The organism is Clostridium sp. 2218st1_F5_2218SCRN_220325 (assembly GCF_039062665.1).
In the GTDB taxonomy this organism is placed as follows: domain Bacteria; phylum Bacillota; class Clostridia; order Peptostreptococcales; family Peptostreptococcaceae; genus Intestinibacter.
In genome coordinates this window covers 39702-66569 of sequence record NZ_JBCLNH010000020.1, presented here as the reverse complement: position 1 = coordinate 66569, position 26868 = coordinate 39702, and the positions used below count along the sequence as shown (strand labels likewise).

General features: G+C 30.9%; 23 protein-coding genes, 1 pseudogene and 1 riboswitch. Of the genes and pseudogenes, 22 read left to right on the top strand and 2 right to left on the bottom strand.

Going from position 1 to position 26868, the window contains the following annotated elements; translation table 11 throughout:
- Window positions 1-26 precede the first annotated feature (26 nt).
- From ABCM86_RS11775 to ABCM86_RS11750, 6 genes are all read left to right on the top strand, one after another.
- Window positions 27-758, top strand: coding sequence for a YwmB family TATA-box binding protein (locus ABCM86_RS11775; protein WP_295734274.1), 732 nt, complete (start codon window positions 27-29; stop codon window positions 756-758).
- 19 nt (window positions 759-777) lie between these two features.
- Entirely contained in the window at window positions 778-2031 is a 1254-nt protein-coding gene (gene murA / locus ABCM86_RS11770; RefSeq protein ID WP_195929495.1) for a UDP-N-acetylglucosamine 1-carboxyvinyltransferase, read from the top strand.
- A 147-nt stretch (window positions 2032-2178) separates the two neighbouring features.
- Entirely contained in the window at window positions 2179-3204 is a 1026-nt protein-coding gene (spoIID, locus tag ABCM86_RS11765; RefSeq protein ID WP_195929496.1) for a stage II sporulation protein D, read from the top strand.
- A gap of 199 nt (window positions 3205-3403) precedes the next feature.
- Window positions 3404-4081, top strand: a complete 678-nt coding sequence (locus ABCM86_RS11760) for a M23 family metallopeptidase (RefSeq protein ID WP_343004062.1) — start codon at window positions 3404-3406, stop codon at window positions 4079-4081.
- Window positions 4082-4186: 105 nt separating this feature from the next.
- Entirely contained in the window at window positions 4187-4444 is a 258-nt protein-coding gene (gene spoIIID / locus ABCM86_RS11755; RefSeq protein ID WP_195929498.1) for a sporulation transcriptional regulator SpoIIID, read from the top strand.
- A gap of 137 nt (window positions 4445-4581) precedes the next feature.
- The gene (locus ABCM86_RS11750; protein WP_195929499.1) at window positions 4582-5598 is read left to right on the top strand and encodes a rod shape-determining protein; all 1017 of its coding nucleotides are present in this window, start codon (window positions 4582-4584) and stop codon (window positions 5596-5598) included.
- 91 nt (window positions 5599-5689) lie between these two features.
- On the opposite strand, the gene yyaC is transcribed toward ABCM86_RS11750, so the two are convergent.
- On the bottom strand, window positions 5690-6199 hold the full coding sequence (gene yyaC / locus ABCM86_RS11745) for a spore protease YyaC (RefSeq protein WP_195929500.1): 510 nt from the start codon (window positions 6197-6199) through the stop codon (window positions 5690-5692).
- 191 nt (window positions 6200-6390) lie between these two features.
- Window positions 6391-6493, top strand: a riboswitch (SAM riboswitch).
- 199 nt (window positions 6494-6692) lie between these two features.
- On the opposite strand from yyaC, the gene metK reads away from it, so the two are divergent.
- From metK to ABCM86_RS11705, 8 genes are all read left to right on the top strand, one after another.
- Window positions 6693-7883: a methionine adenosyltransferase gene (gene metK / locus ABCM86_RS11740; protein WP_007285870.1), complete on the top strand. Its 1191-nt coding sequence runs from the start codon at window positions 6693-6695 to the stop codon at window positions 7881-7883.
- Window positions 7884-8125: 242 nt separating this feature from the next.
- Window positions 8126-10354, top strand: coding sequence for an ATP-dependent RecD-like DNA helicase (locus ABCM86_RS11735; protein ID WP_343004061.1), 2229 nt, complete (start codon window positions 8126-8128; stop codon window positions 10352-10354).
- The gene (locus ABCM86_RS11730; protein WP_295763730.1) at window positions 10338-11270 is read left to right on the top strand and encodes a ComF family protein; all 933 of its coding nucleotides are present in this window, start codon (window positions 10338-10340) and stop codon (window positions 11268-11270) included. The genes ABCM86_RS11735 and ABCM86_RS11730 overlap by 17 nt, the downstream gene beginning before the upstream one ends.
- A 661-nt stretch (window positions 11271-11931) precedes the next feature.
- Window positions 11932-12816 carry a ribokinase gene (gene rbsK / locus ABCM86_RS11725; protein ID WP_343004060.1) on the top strand — a complete coding sequence of 295 codons (885 nt, stop codon included), beginning with the start codon at window positions 11932-11934 and terminating at the stop codon, window positions 12814-12816.
- Between the two features lie 27 nt (window positions 12817-12843).
- On the top strand, window positions 12844-13245 hold the full coding sequence (rbsD, locus tag ABCM86_RS11720; RefSeq protein ID WP_195929503.1) for a D-ribose pyranase: 402 nt from the start codon (window positions 12844-12846) through the stop codon (window positions 13243-13245).
- Window positions 13246-13266: 21 nt separating this feature from the next.
- Window positions 13267-14760: a sugar ABC transporter ATP-binding protein gene (locus ABCM86_RS11715; RefSeq protein ID WP_343004059.1), complete on the top strand. Its 1494-nt coding sequence runs from the start codon at window positions 13267-13269 to the stop codon at window positions 14758-14760.
- The gene (gene rbsC / locus ABCM86_RS11710; protein WP_195929505.1) at window positions 14750-15685 is read left to right on the top strand and encodes a ribose ABC transporter permease; all 936 of its coding nucleotides are present in this window, start codon (window positions 14750-14752) and stop codon (window positions 15683-15685) included. The genes ABCM86_RS11715 and rbsC overlap by 11 nt, the downstream gene beginning before the upstream one ends.
- 37 nt (window positions 15686-15722) lie before the next feature.
- A complete protein-coding gene (locus tag ABCM86_RS11705) occupies window positions 15723-16640 on the top strand; it encodes a D-ribose ABC transporter substrate-binding protein (RefSeq protein WP_195929506.1) in 918 nt (305 codons plus the stop codon).
- Between the two features lie 112 nt (window positions 16641-16752).
- Here ABCM86_RS11705 and ABCM86_RS11700 read toward each other — a convergent pair whose 3' ends face one another.
- The gene (locus ABCM86_RS11700; protein ID WP_195929507.1) at window positions 16753-17355 is read right to left on the bottom strand and encodes a sugar O-acetyltransferase; all 603 of its coding nucleotides are present in this window, start codon (window positions 17353-17355) and stop codon (window positions 16753-16755) included.
- A 212-nt stretch (window positions 17356-17567) separates the two neighbouring features.
- Between ABCM86_RS11700 and ABCM86_RS11695 the strand changes: the two are divergent.
- The 8 genes and pseudogenes from ABCM86_RS11695 to prfB form a co-directional block, all read left to right on the top strand.
- A pseudogene (locus ABCM86_RS11695) lies at window positions 17568-18236 on the top strand (ABC transporter ATP-binding protein); the annotation flags it as partial.
- Between the two features lie 440 nt (window positions 18237-18676).
- Entirely contained in the window at window positions 18677-19276 is a 600-nt protein-coding gene (locus ABCM86_RS11690) for a helix-turn-helix domain-containing protein (protein ID WP_343004057.1), read from the top strand.
- Window positions 19277-19343: 67 nt separating this feature from the next.
- Window positions 19344-19853 (top strand): hypothetical protein, encoded by a 510-nt coding sequence (locus ABCM86_RS11685; protein WP_343004056.1) that lies wholly within the window; start codon window positions 19344-19346, stop codon window positions 19851-19853.
- 1 nt (window position 19854) lies between these two features.
- Window positions 19855-20268, top strand: coding sequence for a hypothetical protein (locus ABCM86_RS11680; protein ID WP_343004055.1), 414 nt, complete (start codon window positions 19855-19857; stop codon window positions 20266-20268).
- Window positions 20269-20810: 542 nt separating this feature from the next.
- On the top strand, window positions 20811-21356 hold the full coding sequence (gene raiA, locus ABCM86_RS11675; RefSeq protein WP_195929513.1) for a ribosome-associated translation inhibitor RaiA: 546 nt from the start codon (window positions 20811-20813) through the stop codon (window positions 21354-21356).
- A gap of 147 nt (window positions 21357-21503) precedes the next feature.
- A complete protein-coding gene (gene rmuC / locus ABCM86_RS11670; RefSeq protein ID WP_343004054.1) occupies window positions 21504-22829 on the top strand; it encodes a DNA recombination protein RmuC in 1326 nt (441 codons plus the stop codon).
- Window positions 22830-23002: 173 nt separating this feature from the next.
- The gene (gene secA, locus ABCM86_RS11665; protein ID WP_343004053.1) at window positions 23003-25729 is read left to right on the top strand and encodes a preprotein translocase subunit SecA; all 2727 of its coding nucleotides are present in this window, start codon (window positions 23003-23005) and stop codon (window positions 25727-25729) included.
- 9 nt (window positions 25730-25738) lie between these two features.
- Window positions 25739-26852, top strand: a protein-coding gene (gene prfB, locus ABCM86_RS11660; protein ID WP_295734675.1) for a peptide chain release factor 2 whose coding sequence is annotated in 2 segments (ribosomal slippage) — window positions 25739-25813 and window positions 25815-26852 — 1113 coding nt in all. Because the reading frame shifts where the segments join, the coding sequence is not laid out codon by codon here.
- The last annotated feature ends 16 nt before the right edge of the window (window positions 26853-26868 follow it).

The window sequence follows — 26868 nt, the reverse complement described above, 5'->3', positions numbered from 1 at the left end:
AAGATAAATTAGAGGGGGACTTTAAAATGAAATTATTTAAAGCAATGATATGTTTCTTTGTACTTATCTTATCTTTATTTGGAGCAATTACAATTTATGGACAACAAAATCAAACACAATGGATAGATAAATTCATAGAAAGTTTTGAGATGACTGAATCTAATTTCAAATTTTATAACATAAAATCTAGCATAATAATAGAAAAAGAAATGGACATGAATCAACTAAAAGACATTTGCACAGAAATTGCAAAAAATTTAGGTGATGGTCATGGTGAGTTAAGCTCAAAAATGCAAAAAGGTGAAATATATGTAAATTATGATGACGAAGATAAAGGAATTTCAATAGTTGGAGTCAAAAAAAATTCAAAAGAATTCTATATAATAGTTGACATATTAAATAATAAAGTATATAAAAATATAGAGAATGTTTATGTTAAGTTAGAAAATGAACTAAACAAATATTCAGATAAAGTAAATATTAATATTTGTATAGCAGGAGAATATACAAATAAATTAAATAACGCTAAAATTAGTGCTATTTTGGAAAAAATATTATATAATATGTATGCTGAAAAAATTGATGATATAGAGGAAGAAAACTTTTTATCAGTAAATGCATATAGTAAATTATTAAAAGAAAATAACTTAAAATATTTAGATAGAGAAATGAATTTGAATATAGGAATTAGGTATAGCGAAGATGATGATAGAACGACAATATATATGGCTACACCTATAATAAAAATAGATTATTAGATTGAGGAGAGACATATTTATGGCTAAAATAATTGTGAAGAAAAGTAACCCACTTAAAGGTAATGTTAGAATAGATGGAGCAAAAAATGCAGTATTACCTATAATAGCGGCAACACTATTAGTAAAAGGTAAATCAGTTTTACACGAAGTACCAGATTTAACAGATGTACACGTTATATCAGACTTAATAAGACACCTTGGTGCGGAAGTTGAATACAAAGACAAAACTTTAACAGTAGACGCAAGTAACTTAACTACTTGTGAAGCGCCATATGAATTAGTAAGAAAAATGAGAGCTTCATTCTTCGTAATGGGACCATTACTTGCTAGATTTAACCAAACAAAAATATCAATGCCAGGTGGATGTTCAATAGGAACAAGACCAATAGACCTACACTTAAAAGGATTTAAAGCTTTAGGTGCAGATATAATAATGGATCACGGATTTGTAGAAGCTAAAGCAGATAAATTAGTTGGATCTAAATTATACTTAGATTTCCCATCTGTTGGAGCAACTGAAAATATAATGATGGCTGCAGTACTTGCAGAAGGAACTACTATAATCGAAAATGCAGCAGAAGAACCAGAGATAGTAGACTTAGCTAACTTCCTAAACGAAATGGGAGCAGATGTTAAAGGTGCAGGTACAAACACTATAAGAATAAAAGGTGTTAAAGAATTAAAAGGAACTGAACATGATGTTATACCAGACAGAATAGAAGCTGCAACTTACATGGTTGCTGCAGCTATGACAAAAGGTGATATAACAGTTGAAAATGTATTAGTTGAACACTTAAAACCAGTAACTGCTAAATTAATAGAAGCAGGTTGCGAAGTTGTAGAAATGGACAATTCAATAAGAGTAGTTGGACCAGAAAAATTAAAAGCAGTAGATGTTAAAACTTTACCACATCCAGGATTCCCTACAGATGTTCAAGCACAAATAATGGCTATGCTTACAGTTGCTAGAGGAACTGGTGTTGTAATAGAAACAGTATTTGAAAATAGATTTATGCACGTTGCAGAATTCAACAGAATGGGTGCAGACATAAAAATAGAAGGAAGAACAGCTGTAGTTAAAGGTGTTGACCAACTTTACGGAGCTAATGTAAATGCAACTGACTTAAGAGCAGGAGCTGCACTTATATTATGCGGACTTATAGCTGAAGGAGAAACTCAAATAGGTGAAATATATCATATACAAAGAGGATATGTTGATATAGACAAGAAAATAAGATCTTTAGGTGGTAATATAGAAATAGTAGAAGACTAATTCTAATTACTAGCTATATGAATTTTAATATTTACTTATATGTGGTTATCGACATTTATTAGTAAAGTAAGACATTTTAGATAGGAATAAATAATTGGGTTTTTTCATATATTTATGCATATAGAAATCTATGGAGGCATTAATTATATGAAAAAACCTATAATATTTTTGATAGGGACAATGATTTTTTGTATATTGCTCCCTGTTTTAATTAGTGTGCTCTTTTATGGAAAAAATGAAGTGGCTAGTTCTGAAATTGCTAAAAAAATAACGCAAAAATCAGAACAGAAAAAAGATACCTATGAAACTGTAGATTCTAAAAGTCCAACCATAACTGTATATCATTGTAGTAAAAATACTATAGAGAAAATGGACATAGAAACATTTCTATATGGAGTTGTCGCATCAGAAATGTCATCAGACTTCTCTGAAGAGGCTTTAAAGGCTCAGGCAATAGCTGCAAGGACTTATATTATCTACAAAATGGAAAATAACATGACACAAGGCCATAATGGGGCGGACATATGCACTAATTCAAATCACTGTCAAGCATATGCATCTTATGACGAGTTAAAAAACAAAAAGGGTGATGAATGGATGAAAAATTCATATCCTAAGATAAAACAAGCAGTAGATGATACAAAAGGTCATATATTAACATATGATGATAAGGCAATACTACCACTATATTTCTCAACATCAGGTGGTAAGACAGAAAACAGTGAAGAAGTATTTTCAGAACAATACCCATACTTAAAATCAGTGAGCAGTCCTTATGAAGAACAATCACCGAAATACTATACTGAAACAAAAATAAATAAAAACGACTTTGTAAACTTATTGAAAAAGAATTATTCAAGTATTTCTATATCTATTGAAAATTTGGATAAAGTAGTGAAGATATTAGACAGAACTGCTGCTGGCTCAGTAAATAATATTCAAGTTGGAAACAAAAAGATTACGGGTAGAAATATGCGTACTATTTTTGGTTTAAATTCTTCTAACTTTGACATAGGATTTAATAAAGATACAGTTATATTCAAAGTAAGAGGTTATGGTCATGGAGTAGGTATGAGCCAATGGGGTGCTGAAGGTATGGCACAAAAAAATTATAAATACGACGAGATACTACTACATTACTACACAGACACAAAAATAAAAGATATATATTAGAATATAATTTTATAATGAATATCTAAGGAATATGGTTTATAATAGATATCTAATATAAAATCATATAAAACAAGTAAAACAAAATATATAGAATTATACATGGATAAATATATAAAAAATAAAAAATTTTTCATATATAGGCATAAAATAAAAAAAGGTGTCAATACTCTAAATGTATTAATATATTTGGAGGTGCAGTATGAAAAAGAAATTATTAGAGAAAGATATATTTTATCTATCTTTATTCATATGTATTTGTCTTGTAGCTTTGGGTGGTATTATATTTACAAATAAAAACCTAAATAAATTGGTATCAAATAATGATTCCGTTAATAAGGATAATGAGATAAATTTAGTAAAAGATAAAGATGATTCTGTTCCAACATCAACAGAATCAAAACAAAACCTAGAAAAAGCCAAAGAAGAAAATAAACAACAAACACAAAAAACAGAAAAAGAACAAACAAAAAGCGAATCTAAATTAAATTACATAGGAACTGAAGTACTTAGACAGTATTCTACAGAAATGCCTAGTTACTCAAAAACACTAGATGTTTGGGAAATACATAAAGGATTAGATGTCGCAGCAGAAGATGGAGCAGAGATAAAATCAATACTTGATGGAACTGTTGAATCTGTATATTCAGATGATAAATACGGAACAAGTATAAAATTATCTTATGCTGATGGTTTAACAGTAATATATTCTGGCATAAAAGAAAATGTATCATTACAAAAAGGAGATACTGTTAAAGAAGGCGATTGTATAGGTTATGTAGGCAATACAACAAATGTTGAAAATGAAGATGGTACACATGTACATATAGAAGCCTACAAAAATGATAAAGCTATTAATCCATTGAGTTTATTAGAATAAAGTTAAAAACAGGAGACTTTTCATAAAAAATGAGAAGTCTCCTGTTATATTTTTTGCTTCTTTTTCATATATATCAATAGGACTGATATTGAGGGAGGGGAGGTCTTGAAATCTCATATAGAACAAAGAGCGGTTATTATTGCGAAATATATATTAGAAAAGCAGGCAACGGTAAGACAAACAGCCAAGGTTTTTGGAGTAAGTAAAAGTACTGTTCATAAAGATGTAACAGAGCGATTAGAAGAAATTCACCCATTATTAGCTAGTGAAGTCAAACAAGTTTTAGAGAAAAATAAATCAGAAAGGCATATTCGAGGAGGAATGGCCACAAAATTGAAATACCAGCAACAAAAAAAGATGTAGGATAACCTACATTTTTTTCTTGACTAAAGACAAATTTTTGCCTATATTGTAGAATAGGAGAATTAATGATTATTAATAAAATTTAATATAAATATAAAGACTTAGAAATGCAAAAATGTAAAAAGGAGTGAAAATAGATGTCAGGAGCTGATATAGGTATAGATTTAGGGACTGCTAACGTACTGATATATGTAAGTGAAAAAGGGATAGTACTAGAAGAACCATCAGTAGTAGCAGTAGATAATAAATTAAAAGAAGTTATAGCAGTAGGTACAGAAGCAAGAAGAATGATAGGGAGAACACCTGCAAATATAGACGTTATAAGACCATTAAGAGATGGTGTTATATCAAATTATGAGATAACAGAAAAAATGCTATCTTATTTTATTGAAAAAATAGTAGAGAAAAAAGGATTTGGCAGATTTGTAATGCCGAGAATAATGGTCTGTGTACCAACAGGTGTTACTGAAGTAGAAAAAAGAGCTGTTGAAGATGCAACAAGAAAAGCAGGGGCTAGAGAAGTTTATATTATAGAAGAACCTATAGCAGCGGCAATAGGAGCTGGAATAGATATAGCTCAACCAAATGGTAACATGATAATAGATATCGGTGGGGGAACTACAGATATAGCTGTAATATCATTAGGTGGATCAGTAGTAAGTGACTCTATAAAATTAGGCGGAGATAAATTTGACGAAGCAATAATCAAATACATTAAAAAAGAATACAATGTATTAATAGGGGAAAGAAGTGCTGAAAGATTAAAAATAGAAATAGGAACTGCTGTTAAAGAGGACGAGCCAAGAACTATGAATATCAGCGGAAGAAACTTAGTAAAAGGACTTCCTGTAACTATAACTGTAAATTCAAACGAAATATTAGATGCGCTTAACCCATGTGTTGAACAAATAGTAGTAGCAACTAAAAATCTACTAGAAAAAACACCACCAGAATTGGCAGCTGATATAAGCGACAAAGGCATAGTGATGACAGGTGGAGGATCTATGTTAAAAGGTTTAGGCGATAGAATAGAAGAAAGTACAGGTATAAAAGTAGTATTAGCAGATGACCCACTTTCTTGTGTTGCTAAAGGAACTGGATTATCATTAGGTTCACTTGATTTATTAGAAACAGGTGGAAGCTTTAAAAAATAATCGATTAAAATAAACAGAATATTGATATAAACTAAAAAGTAGCTATTTTAAAATAATATAAAATTTATTATTTTACCATAGCTACTTTTTGTTATGTTGCAAGGAGCAGGGATAAAGCAATTGTTTCTGCTAATTCTAAAATGAAATGAAGCCTTATATTGTTAAAAGAAAATCTATTATTTTCATCTATTTTATCTACAATGCCAACGATAGAATAAGTCCCTACTTGGGGTAATTTCTTACCTACGCCCTTGCCTGGAAGTATAGGTCCTTCTCGTATTTGTATATTACCTATGTTACTTGCCGAGCCCAAACAGGCATCTATGGCTAAAAATTGGCTCGAGGAATGTTTGCTTTTAATCTGTTCGATTGATTCATAAATGTTTAAAGCATGAATAGGATTATCCAATGTACCGTAGACAGGGTATTTAAAATCACTATTTTTGAGCATAGTACCTACTAGAGGCCCTAGTGCATCTCCAATAGCACGATCTGTTCCTATACATATTATTACAGTATTATCAGAGATTATATTTTTGAGAATATTACTTAATATATGCGTGACATCTTCTCTTTTATAGTTTACTTTGGCTAAATACATAGGAGTTCCTCCCTTCTAGATAATATATGAGTTTAAAGTATGAAATAATACTATTTTTACAAGAGTTACGAAATTGTGACTATTAAAAAATAAAACAAAAACAGGGAAAGAGAATTGCAAAAATGCTTGACAATGAATCACAAAACAGGTATCATTTATAGTGTTAAATTTGAAAGAAAAATTTCTTGATTACCTTATCAAGAGAGGCTGAGGGACAGGCCCTACGAAGCCCAGCAACCACTTGAAAAAGGAAGGTGCTAAATCCTGCTAGAGAGAATTCTAGAAAGATGAGGTCATGTATTTAAGCATACAATAACCTCTTCTGTGCAGAAGAGGTTTTTTAATTTATAAGAAAGTATAAAGAATTAAATTTCTTGTAAAATAAAGAATATAATCTAGAATTCCAACAGAAAAATCTTTAGTTTAAAATAAAGATTTTTAGGGAACAAATTATAAAATAGAACAAACTATGAAATTTTAAGGAGGAACTAAAATGGCAAGACATTTATTTACTTCAGAGTCAGTTACTGAAGGGCATCCAGATAAGATGTGTGACCAAATATCAGATGCAATATTAGATGCATTATTAGAAAAAGACCCACAATCAAGAGTTGCTTGTGAAACTACTACTACAACTGGTTTAGTATTAGTTGCAGGTGAAATAAGTACAAATGCTTATGTTGATATTCCAAAATTAGTTAGAGAAACAGTAGAAGGTATCGGATATACTAGAGCTAAATTTGGATTCGACTGCAATACTTGTGCAGTAATAACTGCTATAGATGAACAATCAGGAGACATCGCTATGGGTGTTGATGAAGGTTTAGAAAGTAAATCAGGAGAACAAACTGAAGAAGAAATAGAAAAAGTTGGTGCTGGAGACCAAGGTATAATGTTCGGTTTCGCTTGTAATGAAACAGAAGAATTAATGCCACTTCCAATATCTTTAGCTCACAAATTATCAAGAAGATTAACAGAAGTTAGAAAATCTGGATTATTAGATTACTTAAGACCAGATGGTAAAACTCAAGTAACTGTTGAATACGAAGGAAACAAAGCAGTTAGAGTTCATACTGTATTAATATCTTCTCAACATAGTGAAAGTGTTGATAACGAAACTATAAGAAGAGACTTAATAGAACACGTTATAAAAGCTGTTATACCTGCTGAATTATTAGATGAAGAAACTATGTACTACATCAACCCAACAGGTAGATTCGTTATAGGTGGACCACAAGGAGATACTGGTTTAACTGGTAGAAAAATAATAATAGATACTTACGGTGGATACTCTAGACACGGTGGTGGAGCATTCTCTGGTAAAGATCCAACAAAAGTAGATAGATCTGCTGCTTATGCTGCTAGATACGTAGCTAAAAACATAGTTGCTGCTGGACTTGCAGACAAATGTGAAATAGAATTAGCTTACGCAATCGGTGTTGCTAAACCATTATCAATATTCGTTGATACTTTCGGAACTGGAAAAGTTTCTGAAGAAGTATTAGTTGAATTAATAAACAAAAACTTCGACTTAAGACCAGGTGCTATAATAAGAGACCTTGACTTAAGAAGACCTATATACAAACAAGTTGCTGCTTACGGTCACTTCGGTAGAACTGATATAGATTTACCATGGGAAAGAACTGATAAAGCTGAAACTTTAAAAGAACAAGCTGGTATATAGTTAATTAGAAATTAATATAACTTTAAATATAAAGGACCTTGTATTATATAAATACAGGGTCTTTTTTTATTTAAAAAACTAGTATAATATTTTTATAGGTATAATTATCTACAACTTAAAATCATTATATTAAGTTATGGATAATTGACAGTGAATATAAAATGCAATATAAAAGATAATAAAATAAAGTTGAAATAAATTAATATATTAATAGGATATAAATGCAATTAGGAGTGTGTATTATGGAAAAATTAGAAGGTATGATAAGTGATATAGTTTTTAAAAATGAAGAAAATGGATACACTATAGCTTATCTTGCAAATGAGGACGAAGAGGTAACAATTGTAGGATGTATGCCGACATTATCTGTCGGTGAAAGTATAGAGGTAGAAGGTAAGTGGGTAACACATAAAACTTATGGCTCACAATTTGAAGTGACAAGTTTTATGCCTGTAACACCTTCTTCTTTGGAGGGAATTTACGCTTATTTATCTTCTGGTATGATTCATGGTATAGGAGAGAAAATGGCATTGAGGATTATTGAAAAATTTGGAGTAGATACTCTAGATGTAATCCAAAACACTCCAGAGAGATTAAAAGAAGTTGAAGGAATAGGTTCAAAAAAAATAAAACAAATAACAGAGAGTTATGAAGAAAATCGAGAGCTTAGAAATATAATTATGCAGTTATCTCCTTATGGAATAACTCCTAATTACTGTTTAAAAATTTATAAAAAATATAAAGATAAAGCAATAAGTATCATCAACAAAAATCCTTATAAACTTGCTGAAGATATTAGAGGAATTGGATTTAAAGTTGCAGATGACATTGCAAAGAAGCTAGGCATAGATAAATATTCTAGAGATAGAATATTCCAAGGAATTTTATACACACTAAATCAAAGTACATCTAATGGAAATACATATTTGCCACTTAGTATATTAGTTCCACAAGCAGTAAAAGTTTTAGATGTTGAGGCAGAACATATAAAAGAAGGTGTTATAGAATTAGCATATACTCAAAAAATACACGTTGAAAAAGATAATAATGATATAAATGTATATTTGATGCCATACTATATGGCAGAAAACGGAGTATGCAGAGAGATGATAAGACTTTCTCAGGTCGATTTTGAAGACTTAAAAATAAACATAGACCATGAAATAAAGATGATTGAAAGAGAAGATGGAATAAAACTTGCCCAAAATCAGATTATGGCTGTCAAAGAAGCTATTGAACAAGGTGTTGTAATAATTACTGGTGGGCCAGGGACAGGAAAAACAACAACAATTAATACAATCATCAAAGTATTTGAAAATAACGACCAAAAGGTAGTTTTAGCAGCTCCTACAGGGCGTGCTGCAAAGAGAATGAGTGAAACATCTAATAAAGAAGCGAAAACAATACACAGGCTTTTAGAGATGGGGTTTGGTATGGATAGTGATGACCTTACATTTATGAAAAATGAAGAAGACCCTATTGATGCAGATGTTGTTATTTTAGATGAGGTTTCTATGGTTGACGTTGTGCTTATGTATAGCTTGCTTAGAGCGATAAAATCAGGCACAAGACTTTTAATTGTAGGAGATAGCGACCAGTTGCCTTCTGTTGGAGCAGGAAATGTCCTAAAAGACCTTATAGATTCAGAAGTTATAAATACAGTAAGACTAAATGAAATATTTAGACAAGCTCAGGAGAGTATGATAGTAGTCAATGCCCATAAAATAAATAAAGGAGAACCTTTAAAATTAAACGTAAAGGGTAAAGACTTCTTCTTTATTAAAAAAGAAGGCGACGATATACTACAAGAAATTGTGGGAATAGTAAGCGAGAGATTGCCGAAATTCTACGGTGTGGATAAATTAAAAGATATCCAAGTTTTATCGCCAATGAGAAAAGGAACGCTTGGTGTGAATAATTTAAATATAGAACTTCAAAAAAGTTTAAATCCTCCAAATAAATATAAAACTGAAGAAGTATTTTCTAAGAGAACATTTAGAGTGGGCGATAAGGTTATGCAAATTAAAAATAACTACACTAGAAAGTGGAAAAGCGAAGACGGAAGCAACAGCGGACATGGTATATATAATGGAGATATTGGCTATATTTACTATATAGACAAAGAAAAGAAAGAGATATTTGTAATATTCGATAGTTTAAAAATAGTAACTTATAAATACGACGAACTAGACGAATTAGATCACAGTTTCTGCACAACTATCCACAAAAGCCAAGGAAGTGAGTTCCCAATCGTCGTAATACCTATGGCGTGGGCACCGCCAATGCTACTTAGCCGAAATCTTCTTTACACAGCTGTCACACGTGCAAAGAAACAGGTTGTACTTGTTGGAGAAGTTAAGTACCTAGAATTTATGATAAAAAACAATCGAAGTAATGACAGATACTCTAATTTAGCACTTAAGTTAAATAAATTAAAAAAAGAGGGTCTGCTTATTGAAGATAATAGATAGAAAAATTATTCAAAGATATTATGATAAAAATAAAAAAACTCATAACCAACTTAATAATAAAGTAATAGAAAGTAATGAGGATTTAGATAATAATATAAAAATAAATAAGATATATATAAATGATATAAAAAATATAGATGATATAAAATCAATACTTAAATCCTTCAAAGATACAATACTAGATTTTATATATCCTAAAAATATTTCATGCATAATCTGTGACAATCCTATAAAACTAACCAACACATATTCTATATGTAAAGATTGTTTCAATAAATTACACTTTTTAAAAGATGCTTGTTTAAAATGTGGGAAACCAATCATACACCACAATTTAGAATATGAAAATATTAAAGACTGTCCATCTTGCACACATAGAAGTTTTTATTTTGATCGGGCGATTTCTTGTATAGAGTACGATAAAACGAGTAAAAAGATGATATTAGACTTTAAATATAAAAATAAAACTTATTTTTGTAGATATGTTGCACAGATTATGAGTGAAAAGATGGAGCTTGAGAATTTAAGTGCGGATTATCTATTATTCGTTCCTTTACATAAAAAGAGACTTAGGAAGAGAGGATTTAATCAAGCACAAAAAATAGCAGAAGATTTGAGTGATATAACAGGAATACCAACTTTAAATTGTATAGTTAGGTGTAAAAATACTAAAAGATTATACAATTTAAATAAAAAAGAAAGAGAACAAGAAGTAAAAAATTCATTCATTATAAAAGATAAAAACAATTTACTCAAAGATAAAAATGTAATATTAATAGATGATATTTTTACGACAGCATCTACAACTAACGAAATATCAAAACTTCTTAGATTAATTCCTGTAAATAAAATAACCGTATTAACCTTACTAACGAGGGCAAGAGATACATATATATCTGACAAAGAAAATGACTAACATAAAAATAGTTATATAAGGTAAATCATTCTATTGACATATCTATCATAAGATATTAAAATATATTAGTGATTATTCAGGTCTGTGGTTGAAAGTCCAAGCCAGTCGCAGGCAAAGGGATCCACGTAAGTCAACGCCAAAAGCGGGGTTGATGATCATGGTGCGGCTTAGAAGTAAGACCTACCGATAACCAATAAAATTCTAAATCGAGACGGCTAGTAGTGCGGCAAACCCAGAGCGAACGTCGCAGTAGGCGAGTGTGGGGTCAAAAACCAGGTCAGCTGAATATTCATATAAGTACCTTTTAGGTACTTTTTTGTTGGCTAAATTATACTACTTATGACGCCTCTAAGATAAAGAACAATACTTTATCTTAGAGGCGTTTTTTATATAGATAATCATAAATGAAGATATATTTTTTACTAAAAGTATTTAAAAATAGTTAGAAAATTAAATGTGATATACTATTTAATTATATATATCCCTATAAAATGCGTGGATTATGCTCTAAAATAGAAAAAAATGTAGTAAATTGTAAAAAAATGTTGACGATTTCATATAAAAACACTTATAATTAGAAAGGAAAAAATGAAAAAGAGTAACACATATAATTACTCAATAGAGAAACGGACGATAAAAAGCAAAACGAGAGGGTGAAAATATGAAACTTGCAGTAGTAGGGAGTATTAATATAGATATGACGGTAACGTCAGAAAGAATACCACTTAAAGGTGAAACATTAATGGGAGATAGTATAAGCTACATACCAGGAGGAAAAGGTGCTAACCAAGCAGTAGCTATGGCTAAGCTTGGAGCAGAAGTAGAAATGTTTGGATGCGTTGGTAATGATGAGAACGGAAAGAAAATGATAGACAACATGAAAAACCACAGCATAAAAACAGATAACATAAAAGTATTAGATGGAGTTCCTACAGGAATAGCAATGATTACAGTTGCAGAAAATGACAACACAATAATAGTTGTTCCAGGAGCTAATGGAAAAGTAGATAAAGAATATATAGATAGTATAAAAGAAGAATTAAAAAATTATGACATGGTAGTACTTCAACATGAAATACCACTAGAAACAGTACACTACACAGTTGAGTTCTGTGCAGAAAATAATATACCAGTTATATTAAATCCAGCACCAGCAGCTGAAGTACCAATGGAAGTTGTAGAAAAAGTAACTTACTTAACACCAAATGAGCATGAGGCAGTTTTAATATTTGGTAAAGGACTTTCAACAGAAGAACTTCTAAAAAAATACCCAGAAAAATTATTAATAACTCAAGGGTCAAGAGGAGTTTCTACATGTTTAAAAAATGGTGAAATATTAAATGTACCAGCAAGACCAGCTAAAGTAGCTGATACAACAGGTGCAGGAGATACGCTAAACGGTGCATTCTCAGTAAAAATAGCAAATGGAGCAGATATAAAAACTGCATTAACTTTTGCAAATACAGCAGCTAGTTTATCTACAGAAAAATTCGGTGCACAAACAGGAATGCCGACAGTAAGCGAAGTAGAAAAAGAGTTACAGTAAAAAGCAAAAGTAAGGAGAAAAGTATCAATGAAAAGACATGGAATATTAAATAGTGATATATCAAGAGTACTTTCATATATGGGACATACAGATTGTATATGTATAGGTGATTGCGGTCTTCCAATCCCAGATGAAACAGAAAGAATTGATTTAGCAGTAAAATTCGGAGTACCAACTTTCATGGACGTTTTAAAAGAAGTTGGCAACGATATGAAAATAGAAAAAATAGTTTTAGCAGAAGAAATAAAAGAACATAATCCACAAGTATTAGCAGAAATAACAGAATACTTCAAAGGACAAGATGTAGAAGTAGAATATGTTTCGCATGTTGGATTAAAGCAAATGACAAGAGAATGCAAAGCTGTAATACGTACTGGAGAAACAACTCCATATGCAAATATAATTTTACAGTCGGGATGTATTTTCTAACAAAAACAAGGAGGTAGAGATATGCAAATTGAAATGCGTGGAATCGATAAGTCGTTTGGAGGAAATGCAGTTTTAAAAAATGCTGGTTTCTTATTAGATGATGGTGAAGTTCATGCTCTTATGGGAGAGAATGGAGCAGGAAAATCGACTTTAATGAAGATTCTAACAGGTGTTTACACTAAAGATGCTGGACAAGTTATAGTAGATGGGAAAGAAGTTTGTTATAACAACCCACAAGAAGCTGAAAAAGCAGGGATAGTATTTATTCATCAAGAGTTAAATGTATTATTTGACTTAACTGTCGAAGAAAATATGTTTTTAGGAAAAGAAATTAAAAAAGCATTTGGAATATGCGACAGAAAAGCAATGAGAAAAAGAGTTCAAGAAATTCTAGATATGCTTGGAGTTGATATAGACCCAACTCAAAGAATGGATGAATTATCTATAGGACAACAACAAATGATAGAAATTGCAAAAGCTCTTATGATAGATGCAAAAGTATTAATCATGGACGAACCAACAGCAGCATTAACTCAAAGTGAAACAGAAGTATTATTCAAAGTTGTAAATTCGCTAAGACAAAAAGGCGTTTCAATAGTTTACATATCTCACCGTATGGAAGAAATATTTGAATTATGTGATCGTATAACAATTCTTAGAGATGGTACTTATATCGATACAAAAAGAATTGCAGATATAGATATGAATGACATAGTTAAAATGATGATAGGTAGAGAAATTGGAGAAAGATATCCAGTTAGAAATTCTAAGATAGGTGATGTTGCATTTGAAGTTAAAAACTTAAACTGCCCAGGTGCATTTGAAAATGTATCATTTGAAGTTCGTGCAGGAGAAGTTTTAGGTGTATCAGGACTTATGGGTGCAGGTAGAACGGAAATAATGCAAGCTATATTCGGTAACATGCCAAATGTAACTGGACAACTATTCTTAGATGGAAAAGAAATAAAAAATAAAAATCCACAACAAGCAATACAAAATGGTATTGGATTTATAACAGAAGATAGAAAAGTAGAAGGTTTAATGATTGAAGAAAGTATAATGAAAAATATTTCTTTAGCTAACCTGGGAAGAATTTCTAACGGTGGAGTTATAAATAAGAAAAAAGAACAAGAACTTGTTAATAAAGGAATAGAAGAATTAAGAATAAGATGCTTTGGACCGCAACACGAATGTAATAATTTAAGTGGTGGGAATCAGCAAAAAGTAATATTTGCAAAATGGATTTACACTAATCCAAAAGTTTTAATCCTAGATGAGCCAACAAGAGGTGTTGATATAGGAGCGAAAAAAGAAATTTACAACATAATTAACGAACTTGCGGCAAAAGGCGTTGCGATAATTATGGTCTCATCTGAACTACCAGAAGTTTTAGGAATGTCTGATAGAGTTATGGTAGTAAGAGAAGGCGAAGTAAGAGGAATTTTAAATAAAGAAGAAGCAAACCAAGAAAGTATCATGACTTTAGCAACAGGAGGAGAACTAAATGGAAAATAAGAAAGTAATGAATCGTATACAAGATTTAGGTGCGGTAATTGCCTTAATTCTTTTAGTAGCGGTGATAAGTATCATAAGCCCAGAGTTCAGAACAGTAAAGAACTTCTTATCATTACTTAGACAATCTTCAATAAACGGACTGATTGCCTTCGGGATGACTTGTGTTATTTTAACTGGCGGAATCGACTTATCAGTTGGTTCGGTATTGGCTCTTACAACAGCAATATGTGCTAGTTTAATAGCTAATGGAACACCAGTAGCAATAGCTATGATAGTAGCATTAGTATTAGGTGTAGTATTCGGTATAATAAGTGGTGTGTTTGTAACAAAAGGTCGTTTACAACCATTCATCGCAACATTAATAACAATGACAGTATTCAGAGGATTAACAATGATCTTCATGGATGGTAAACCAATCTCTAACTTAGGAGATAGTTATTTATTAAAATTCGTAGGAAAAGGGCTTATATTAAATATCCCATTCCCAGTAATAATGTTTATATTAATATTTATAGGATTTATGTTTATATTAGAAAGAACTACTTTTGGACGTAAAGTTTATGCAACAGGTAGTAACGAAAAATCTGCAAAATTAGCAGGTATAAACATAGACAAAACTAAAATAGCTACTTATGCAATCTCAGGATTAATGGCAGCTATGGCAGGATTAATACTTTTATCTCGTTTAGGTTCAGCACAACCAACACTAGGTGACGGATATGAACTAGATGCAATCGCAGCAGTTGCACTTGGTGGAGTTAGTATGAACGGTGGTAGAGGTAGAATATGGGGAACATTTGTAGGTGTTCTAATAATAGCAGTATTAAATAACGGATTAAACATATTAGGTGTATCTTCTTACTATCAAGATGTAGTAAAAGGATTAGTTATATTAATAGCGGTTTTATCAGACCGTAAACGTTAAGTATTAAAAATAGCCCGTAAATATTAGGAGGATAAAAATGAAACTTAAAAAATTAGTTGCTCTTGTTTCATCAGCAATATTAGCATTCTCTTTAGTAGGATGTAGTATAGAAGGTGAAGAAAATGGAGCAAGTTCAGACGGAAGTTTAGTAGGAAACGGAAGCATAGGATTTTCAGTATCTACACTAAATAACCCATTCTTCGTAACATTAAGCCAAGGTGCGAAGGATAAAGCAAAAGAAGAAGGAAGAGATTTAATAGTAGTAGATGCTGGTGATGATGCAGCAAAACAAACAAGTGATATAGAAGATTTAATTTCAAAAAATATAAGTGTTTTAATAGTAAACCCAGTTGATTCTGATGCAGTTGCACCAGCAGTAAAAGATGCAATAGCAAAAGGTATCAAAGTTATATCTTTAGACCGTGCAGTTAACGGTGTAGATGTAGATTGTTCAATAGCATCTGACAATGTTGAAGGTGCGAGAATGGCAACAGAATACTTAGTAAGTTTAGTTGGAAAAGATGCAAAAGTTGTTGAGTTAGAAGGAACTTCAGGTTCAAGTGCAACAATAGACAGAGGAGCAGGATTCCACAAAATAGCAGATGACCAATTAAATGTTGTATCTAGTCAAACAGCTAACTTCAATCGTTCTGAAGGTATGACAGTTATGGAAAATATGCTTCAATCTAACTCAGATATAAAAGGTGTATTCGCTCACAATGACGAAATGGCACTTGGAGCAGTAGAAGCAATCGGAAGCAAAAACATAATAGTTGTTGGATTCGACTCAACAGATGATGCAGTAGCAGCAATTAAAAAAGGTAAAATGGCAGCAACAGTTGCTCAAAAACCAGACTTAATGGGTGCAACAGCAGTAGAAACAGCTATAAAAATAATAAACGGAGAAGCTGTTGAAAAATCTATACCAGTTGAAGTTGAATTAGTAACAAAATAATTCATAAACTTTGAAAAAAGTAGGTGCAAATGCACCTACTTTTTTTGTATAGAAAATATGATACATTTTAAGTAAATAAAAATTTGTTTTGATTTTCTGATATAAAAGTATTCTATAAAATTCTGAAATCCTTTGTTAAATTTAATCTATCTTCTTCAGTTATAGGACGTAAAACACGACATGGGTTTCCAGCAGCAACAACACCGGCAGGGATATCTTTTGTTACAACGCTACCACCGCCGATTACAGTTCCAGCCCCAATTGTAACGCCACCAAAGATTGTACAATTAGCCCCAATCCAAACATCGTTTTCGATAGTTATAGGTTTAGATGTAGAAATACCCTCAACAATACGTTCAGAAGGATAAATCGGATGGCCCGCACAAGAAAGACAAGTCCCAGGTCCGATAAATGCATTTTCACCAATATTAATTGGAGAAGTATCAAGCATAACACAATTGTAATTTATGAAGGCAAATCCGTGTGTGTGAATATTAAAACCATAGTCACATTTAAAATTTGGTTCGATAAAAGTTATAGGACTACAAGTTCCAAACAATTTTTGTAAAATACTAGCGCGTTTTTCACTTTCATCAGGTCTTGTATTATTAAACTCCCACAATAAATTTTGAGCATTTGTTTTTAACGAATGGTCCATAGCAAAATGTTTTGCGTAATAACCTTTTTCGTTTTCTATCATTTCTTTAGTTATCATTATTCAAACTCCTTTTTATATTATTTTCAGCTATTTATATATTTTAAGACATATAAGCAATTTTGTTTAGGTTAAATTTTAAAATATAATAATTAACCTAACAAAAGTGTAATAAAATCCTATACCTTTTGTTGATACAATAGTTATAGGTTAACTAATAAAAATAATTAAATTTAAGATCTTAAATCCTAAAAAAATAAGAGGTGGATTTTATGCAAAATATTTTAAAAATAGAGAATCTAAAAAAATACTATGGAACAAAAAATAATATAACAAAGGCAATAGATAATATTTCATTTACTGTAAATGAAGGAGAATTTGTGGCGATTATGGGGGCTAGCGGAAGTGGAAAAACTACACTTTTGAATTGTATATCAACAATAGACACAGTTACAGCTGGCAAAATTATAATTAACGGCAATGATATAACAGAAATAAAAGATAGAGACATAGCGTCATTTAGAAGAAATAATTTGGGGTTTGTATTCCAAAATTTTAATTTACTAGATACTTTGACAATAGCTGAAAATATATCACTTTCACTAATTATAAATAAAAAGAATGAAAATAAGATAGACGAAATGGTAAACGATATAGCAAAAAGATTGGACATAGAAGGTATACTAGATAAATTTCCATATGAGGTTTCAGGTGGACAGAAACAAAGATGTGCATGTGCTAGGGCGTTGATAAATAATCCAAAATTAATTTTAGCAGATGAACCAACGGGTGCACTTGATTCAAAAAGTTCGAGAATGTTACTTGAAACTATGGATGAAATAAATAAAAATTTAAATGCTACAATATTGATGGTAACACATGATGCTTTTAGTGCAAGTTTCTGCCAGAGAATATTATTTTTAAAAGACGGAAATATATTCACAGCAATTGTAGCGACTATCTTAGCAATACAAACCTTGAGTGATTCCACAAAATATAAATATCATTATTCAATTTTAAGTAAATTAGGCATAGAGCAAAGCCGAATATATAAAACAATAAGAAAGCAATTATTAATATTCTTTTTATTCCCAGTAATTTATCCAATTATAATTGATATTTCAGTTACAACCTCATTAAACGGTCTTCTTAATCCAGTACTAAGTAGCGAATACTCATATTTATATGCAATATTATATAGCCTATCATTATTTTTATTTATATACTTGATATATTTTATAGCGACTTATTTTGGATATAAGAAAAATATAGAGGAATAAAGATATAAAGTAAAAAAGTTAGATTTATTACTTGACAAGTGAACTACCGTTCACTACTATATAAATATAAGGTGAACTATGGTTCGCTAAGGAGGTTTAAAATGTGTACGACAAAAGAGAAAATTTTATTAACATCGCTTAAACTGTTTGCCCAGGATGGATATGAAGCTGTTTCAATCAGCAAAATTTCTGGGGAATTAGGAATGGCGAAAAGTGCATTATATAAGCATTATAAAAACAAAAGAGATATTTTTGACAGTATTATAAATAGAATGGATGAATTAGATTATGCAAGGGCAAGAGAGTACAATATGCCAGATGGAAATATGGATGAAATCATAAAAGAATATAGAAATATATCTACTGATAAAATCAGAATTTATACAGAAGCACAATTTAAACATTGGACGGAAGAAGAATTTTCATCTTTATTCAGAAGAATGCTTACTTTAGAGCAGTATAGAAATCAAGAAATGTCAGATTTATATCAGAAATACTTGGTTTCTGGGCCGATAGACTATATGACATATTTGTTTGCGGGAATAACAGGAAAAAAAGAAGAGGCAAAACAATTGGCAATTGAGTTTTATGGTCCAATTTTCTTGATGTATAGTCTTTATGATAATAAAAGAGAGGGTGATGATTTAACGGAAATGTTAAAAAATCATGTTGAGAGGTTTTCTAAAAAAATAAATAATTAGTAAAAATAGTCTATAAAAAATTTAGATTAAGAGTAACAATAATAAATTAATAAGAAGGGAGAAAAAGATGGAAGCAATAGTTTATACTTCAAACACTGGTACAACAAAAGAATACGCTAAGTTATTAAGTGATAAATTATCTTTGCCTTATTATTCACTTGATGAAATAAAAAATAAGGTTAAACCAGGCGGTAAAATTATATATCTTGGCTGGATTATGGCGAGTGGAGTAAAGGGATATAAAAAAGCAATAAAAGATTATGATGTGTGTGCTGTAGGTGCTGTTGGTATGGGGGAAACAGGAACACAAGTTAAAGAAGTTAGAACGAAAAATAAAATTCCAAGCTCAATACCAGTCTTTACTTTACAAGGCGGTTTCGATGTTAAAAAACTCCATGGAATTTATAAACTTATGATGACAATTATGGTAAAAACAGCGGGGAAAGGTCTTGCTAATAAACAAGATAGAACACAAGAAGAAGATCAAATGTTAGAAATGATGTTACATGGAGGAAAATACGTTGATGAAAAGAATCTAAAGGCAATTTTAGATTGGTATGGAAAGAGGGGCGAATAGTGTGAAATTATATTTTTCAAACACTACGACTATAATTACAACAATACTCATTCTTATATTGATTGGATTTATGTCTTATTGTTTTATCAATAGGGACAATATACAATTTTGGGGTAGAAGAATATTAATTCTTGTTATATACGGCCTTGTGGTTTGTTGTTTTGCAGCAGCGCGAGATGGACTGGATATTACTATCCAAAATGCTGTTGAGGAGACAGCTATAGCCGGTGGAATATTTGAACTTGTGAGCATCCCGACTATAATAGGATGTATAGGAGCTGGCATTATTATAATTTCATCTATCATATCATTATTTGTAAAAAGTCAAAATGTTAGAGAAATTTTATTTTTTATAATGTGTGCCGGAATAATTTTAAAAATAGTAACAGTAGAAATATCGAGAATTATTATGTAGAGAGAAAACAGCAATTGGTAATGTAAAGTTATCCGTTGCTGTTTTATATTTTGACAAAATTTGATTAATAACAGGCATGGGGTTATATCTTTGTAAAAAACTTTGCAACAAAATGAATTTAGATATAAATATTGAATCTGAATATAAAAGATTTACAAAAGTGAAAATTATTTTTCAAAAAACAAGTCTTTATAAACAATGATTTATTAGATTTAATGCAAAAATTTTGATGTTACTAACATCCAAACATATGTATTGTGGATATATGGATTTTTTAAAATGTTGAAATTTCAACATATAAAAAGTTATTAACAGAGTTATCCACATTATGCACAGGCTTTGTGGACAATTTAATCCACATTTAGACAAAATGTTTTATTATATTAAAATATATTCAAAAAATAAGTTAAAAAAATTTAAAAAAAAATTAAAAATTAAAAGGATATTTAAAACTGGTGGAGAATATATATTAAAACATAAAAAATTATCATAATTGGTGAAGTACATACTATGAACTTTGCATAGTGAAGGGAGCTGTTCTTATGAAAATATTAATAACAGGAAAAAAGATAGAACTTACAGATGGAATCAAAGGGGCTGTAGAAGATAAATTAGGTAAACTAGAAAAATATCTACATGAAGACACTGAAGTTAAAGTTACTGTAAGCGCTAGAAAAGCAAAACAAAAAATAGAAGTAACAATAATCCCTATAAATGGACCTATAATAAGAGCTGAAGATAGCCAAGAAAGTTTATATGCTGCAATTGATGTTGTTTATGACAAACTTAATAAACAATTAAGAAGATATAAAAATAAATTAAAAGGTAAATATCAATCTAAAGGTCAAGATAGCATAAGATTCCAAAATATCGAAGACAATGGCTTTGATGAAAATGATGGAGAATTTGATATAGTAATAGAAAGACACAAAAAATTCGATATGAAACCAATGAGTCCAGAAGAAGCAGTATTACAAATGGAATTAGTAGGACATGATTTCTATATGTTTAGAAATATAGACACAGATGAGATTTCAATAGTTTATAGACGTGAAACAGGCGGATATGGATTAATTGAACATGAATAATAGTATGAAACAAATTAATTAGAGAATGAAAGTAGCGGGCTATCGATAAGAAATTATCGATAGCTCTTTTAAATTCCAACAAAAAATAAATATAGCGAAAATAATATAAAAAATATGTCAATAATTAAAAAGAAAGGAGAGGGGTAAATGATAGAAATATTATTGGTTGTGGTGATAATTTTATTGATAATAAACATTTATATATCGATAAAATCAAAAGGAGTAGATATAACTCCTATGCAAAAAAACATAGACCAAAAACTAATATCAGTAGAAAAAACACTTAGAGAAGAGATGAGTGTAAATAGGGAAGAATCTAGAAAAAACGAAAAATCAAATAGATCTGAAATTGCTGGCTCAATTGACAAACTGAGTTCATCTATATTAGCTAATATGATAGAGTTATCAAAACTTCAAAAGAATCAATTTGATACATATTCAAGAACGATGGAGAGAACTTTAGATGCATTTAACTACAATCTTAGAAATAGTATAGATGATTTAATTAAACTCCAAAATGAAAAATTTACGGAACTTACAAAATCGACAGAAGAAAATCTCGAAAAAATGAGAGTTACAGTTGATGAGAAACTACAAAATACATTAGAAAAAAGACTTAGTGAATCATTTAAAGTGGTGAGTGAAAGGCTTGAACAAGTGCATAAAGGTCTCGGCGAAATGCAAAGTCTTGCGGCTGGTGTTGGTGACTTAAAAAAAGTCCTTTCAAACACAAAGACAAGAGGCGTATTAGGCGAGATACAATTGGAAAGAATATTAGAGCAGTTTCTTTCACCTGAACAATATGAAAAGAACGTAATAACTAAAAAAGGTTCACGAGAAACTGTAGAATTTGCTATAAAATTACCAGGCAAGGACTATGATAACAAAATGGTATACTTGCCACTAGATGCAAAATTTCCACTAGAAGTTTATAATAAATTGTTGGATGCATATGACATGCAAGACCAAGCTCAAATTGAAGTTAATTCAAAGAACTTAGAAAGATTTATAAAAAAATCAGCTAAAGATATAAGGGATAAATATATAGACCCTCCAAATACAACTGATTTTGGATTGATGTTTTTACCTACAGAGGGGATTTATGCAGAAGTCCTAAAAAATCAAAATTTAGTGGAATTAATTCAAAGAGAGTACAAGGTCAACATAACAGGTCCTACAACGCTCGTAGCCCTTTTAAACAGCTTACAGATGGGATTTAGAAGTCTTGCTATAGAAAAACATTCGAGCGAAGTTTGGAAGATACTTGGAGCTGTTAAAACTGAGTTTTCTAAGTTTGAAACAGTGCTTAATTCTGCACAAAACAAATTAAATCAAGCTAGCTCAGAAATAGACAAATTAGTAGGAACTAGAACTAGACAAATTAACCGAAAACTTAAAAATATAGACAAACTTAGCTTTGAAGATACAGATGCTTATCTACCTCAAGAAGATAGTGAGGATGAAGAAATATAAGCAATTAATAAAGTAATTAATAGAGAAGTAAATTAAAATGAATTTAAATTTAATTAAATGGGATAAAATAGTATTAAAATAAACGATTGAGGCAATATTTAATATTAAATATTCAAATTTTATGTTAAAATGTATAATAGTATAATTTATGCAATGAGGAGAGATGCGAAACAATGGGTTTTTTAGATAACTTATTTAACATGGCAGACAAAAGAGAACTAAAAGGGTTTGAAAAAATAGCTGATCAAATAGATGCTATGGAACCAAAATTCGAAGCCATGACTAATAAAGAATTAAAAAGTATGACAAATACTTTTAAAGACAGATTAGCAAAAGGCGAAACTTTAGACGATATACTACCAGAAGCTTTTGCTACCGTTAGAGAAGCTTCAAAAAGAGTTTTAGGTATGAGACACTACAAAGTACAACTTATCGGGGGGATGGTTTTACATCAAGGTAGAATAGCTGAAATGAAAACAGGTGAAGGTAAAACATTAGTTGCAACAGCGCCTGTATATCTTAACGCTCTTGAAGGTAAAGGTGTCCACGTTGTTACAGTAAATGACTACTTAGCAAAACGTGATAAAGAGGAAATGGGAAAAGTTTACGAATTCTTAGGACTTACTGTAGGGGTTATAGTTCACGGACAAAGTCCAGAAGAAAGAAGAAAACAATATGAATGCGATATAACATACGGAACAAACAACGAGTACGGATTTGATTACCTAAAAGATAATATGGTAATTCACAAAGAACAAAGAGTTCAAAGAGAATTAAACTATGCTATCGTCGATGAGGTCGATTCTATATTAATAGACGAAGCTAGAACACCACTTATAATATCTGGACCTGGGGATAAATCTACGCATTTATACACAGATGCTAATACATTCGTATTAACATTAAAAAGACCAAGTAAAACACAACAAGAAAAAACAGAAGAAGAAAAAGAACTTCCATCAGATGGAGATTATGAAATAGATGAAAAACAAAAAGCAGTTTCATTAAGTGAATCTGGTATTAAAAAGGCAGAACTTTACTTCAACGTTGAGAATATAACAGATGTTGAACATACTGAATTATTCCACCACATCAACCAAGCGCTTAAAGCACACGCTATAATGAAAAAAGACGTAGACTACGTTTCTAAAGATGGCGAAATAGTTATAGTTGACGAATTTACAGGTCGTCTAATGTTTGGTAGAAGATATTCAGAAGGTTTACATCAAGCTATAGAAGCAAAAGAAGGTTTACACGTACAAAGAGAATCAAAAACTCTTGCTACAATAACATTCCAAAACTTCTTTAGAATGTATTCAAAACTTGCAGGTATGACAGGTACAGCTAAAACAGAAGAAGAAGAATTTAAATCAATCTACAAAATGGACGTTGTACAAATACCAACAAATAAACCAATATTAAGACAAGACTTACCTGATGTAGTTTATAAAAACGAAAGAGGTAAATTCAACGCTGTAGCAGAAGATATACTTGAAAGACATGCTAAAAAACAACCAGTACTAGTTGGTACAGTTTCAATAGAAAAATCAGAATTACTTTCTCAAATACTTAAGAGAAAAGGTATAAAACACGAAGTATTAAATGCTAAAAACCATGAAAAAGAAGCTGAGATAATAGCACAAGCAGGTAGACTTGGAGCAGTTACTATAGCTACAAACATGGCTGGTCGTGGTACTGACATCGTGCTTGGTGGTAACCCATTATTCTTAACTAAAAAAGAATTAAAGAAACATGGATTTACTGATGATTCAATCAAGAGAGTTGATACTAGTATAGATGCTGAAGAATTAGCAGAAAACGAAGATTTAGCAAAGGCTAAAGAAACTTTCGACTCACTATATCACCAATTTAAAGACCAAGCTGCTAAAGAACAAGAAGCTGTTAAAGAAGCAGGTGGACTTGCTATAATCGGTACTGAAAGACATGAATCTAGAAGAATCGATAACCAGTTAAGAGGACGTTCTGGACGTCAAGGTGACCCAGGTTCATCAAGATTCTATATAGGACTTGACGATGATCTTATGAGATTATTCGGTAGCGAAAGAATACAAGGTGTTGTTGAAAGAATAGGTTTAGAAGAAGATATGCCTATCGAACACAAAATGTTAACTAAATCAATTGAAAATGCACAAAAGAAAGTCGAAGGTAGAAACTTCGGTATAAGAAAACATGTACTTCAATATGATGATGTTATGAATAAACAAAGACAAGTTATATATGCTGAAAGAAGTAGCGTTCTTGAAGGAGAAGATATACACGAATATATCCAATCTATGATAAAAGACAGAATAGGTGCTGCTGTTGAAGCATATACAGAAGATAAAAAAGTAGATTACACAGAATTAAAACACTACCTATATACTTCATTTATGCCAGCTGAAAGTTTAGAAGTTGAAGGACTAGAAACTTTACAAGGTGAAGAATTAATCGAAAAAATCTACGAAATAGCACTTGCTATATACAAAGAAAAAGAAGAAGTTATAACACCAGAAAGAATGAGAGAAATAGAAAGAATCATACTTTTACAATGTGTTGATAGTCACTGGATTGACCACATAGATGCTATGGATCAATTACGTCAAGGTATAGGACTTCGTGCTTTAGGTCAACAAGACCCAGTAATAGCATACAAATTAGAAGGATTCAATATGTTTGACGAAATGGTTGACCAAATAAGACAAGATACAGTTAGATACTTATTCGGAATAACTATAGAAAAACAACCAACTGAAAGAAAACAAATAGTTGATGTTGATACAATAGAAGCTCCAACTGATGAACCTAAACAACCAGTTGTTAAGGAAACAAAAGTAGGAAGAAATGACCTTTGCCCATGTGGAAGTGGTAAGAAATATAAAAACTGCTGTGGCAAAAACTAGGAGGATCTAATGCTAAGAGAATTAGATTATAGACAGTCAGTTGAGACAATGTCTAAAGATTTAAAAGAATTGGGTGTTTCCCTTTGACATAGCTTCAAAGAAAGCACAAATTCAAAAATACGAAGAAGAAATAAATAAACAAGATTTTTGGGATGATAACGAAAGAGCTCAAAAAATTCTTCAACAAAACAGCGATTTAAAAAACATAATCTCTGAATATGAAGAGTTAAACTCTAACTTAGAAGACATAGAAGTTTTAATAGAACTTGGTCTTGAGGAAGAGGATGAGTCGATTGAACGTGACATCGAAAAATCTATAAAAACACTTGAAGATAAAATAGATGAAGTTAAAATAAAAACTTTATTAAATGGAAAATACGATGCCAATAATGCTGTTTTATCTATAAATGCTGGAACTGGTGGATTAGATGCACAAGATTGTGCACAAATGATACTTAGAATGTACCTTAGATGGGCTGACCAAAATAACTTCAAGGTCAAAACATTAGACATGATAAGTGACCCAGAGGCAGGGATAAAAAGTGTTACGCTACTGATTCAAGGAACAAATGCTTACGGGTATCTAAAAAGTGAAAAAGGCGTTCATAGAATCGTCAGAATATCACCTTTTGATGCATCAGGAAAAAGACATACATCTTTCGTTTCAGTAGATGTTACGCCAGAGCTTGATGACAAGATTGATGTTGAGATAAATCCTAATGATTTAAAAATCGACACATATAGATCATCTGGGGCTGGAGGACAGCACGTAAACAAAACTGATTCTGCGGTTAGAATAACTCATATTCCAACAGGAATTGTTGTTCAATGCCAAAATGAACGTTCACAATTTGCCAATAAAGACACTGCAATGAAGATGTTAAAAGGTAAATTGATTCATTTAAAAGAATTAGAAAACAAAGAAAGAATTGAGGACATCCAGGGTAAATATTCACAAATAACATGGGGTAGCCAAATAAGGTCCTATGTATTCCAACCTTATAAATTAGTGAAGGACCACAGAACTAATGCGGAGATTGGAAACGTGGATAGCGTAATGGATGGAAATATCAATTTATTCATAAATGAATATTTAAAAATGAATAAAATGAAAAATCAATAAAAAATAATACAGGGGG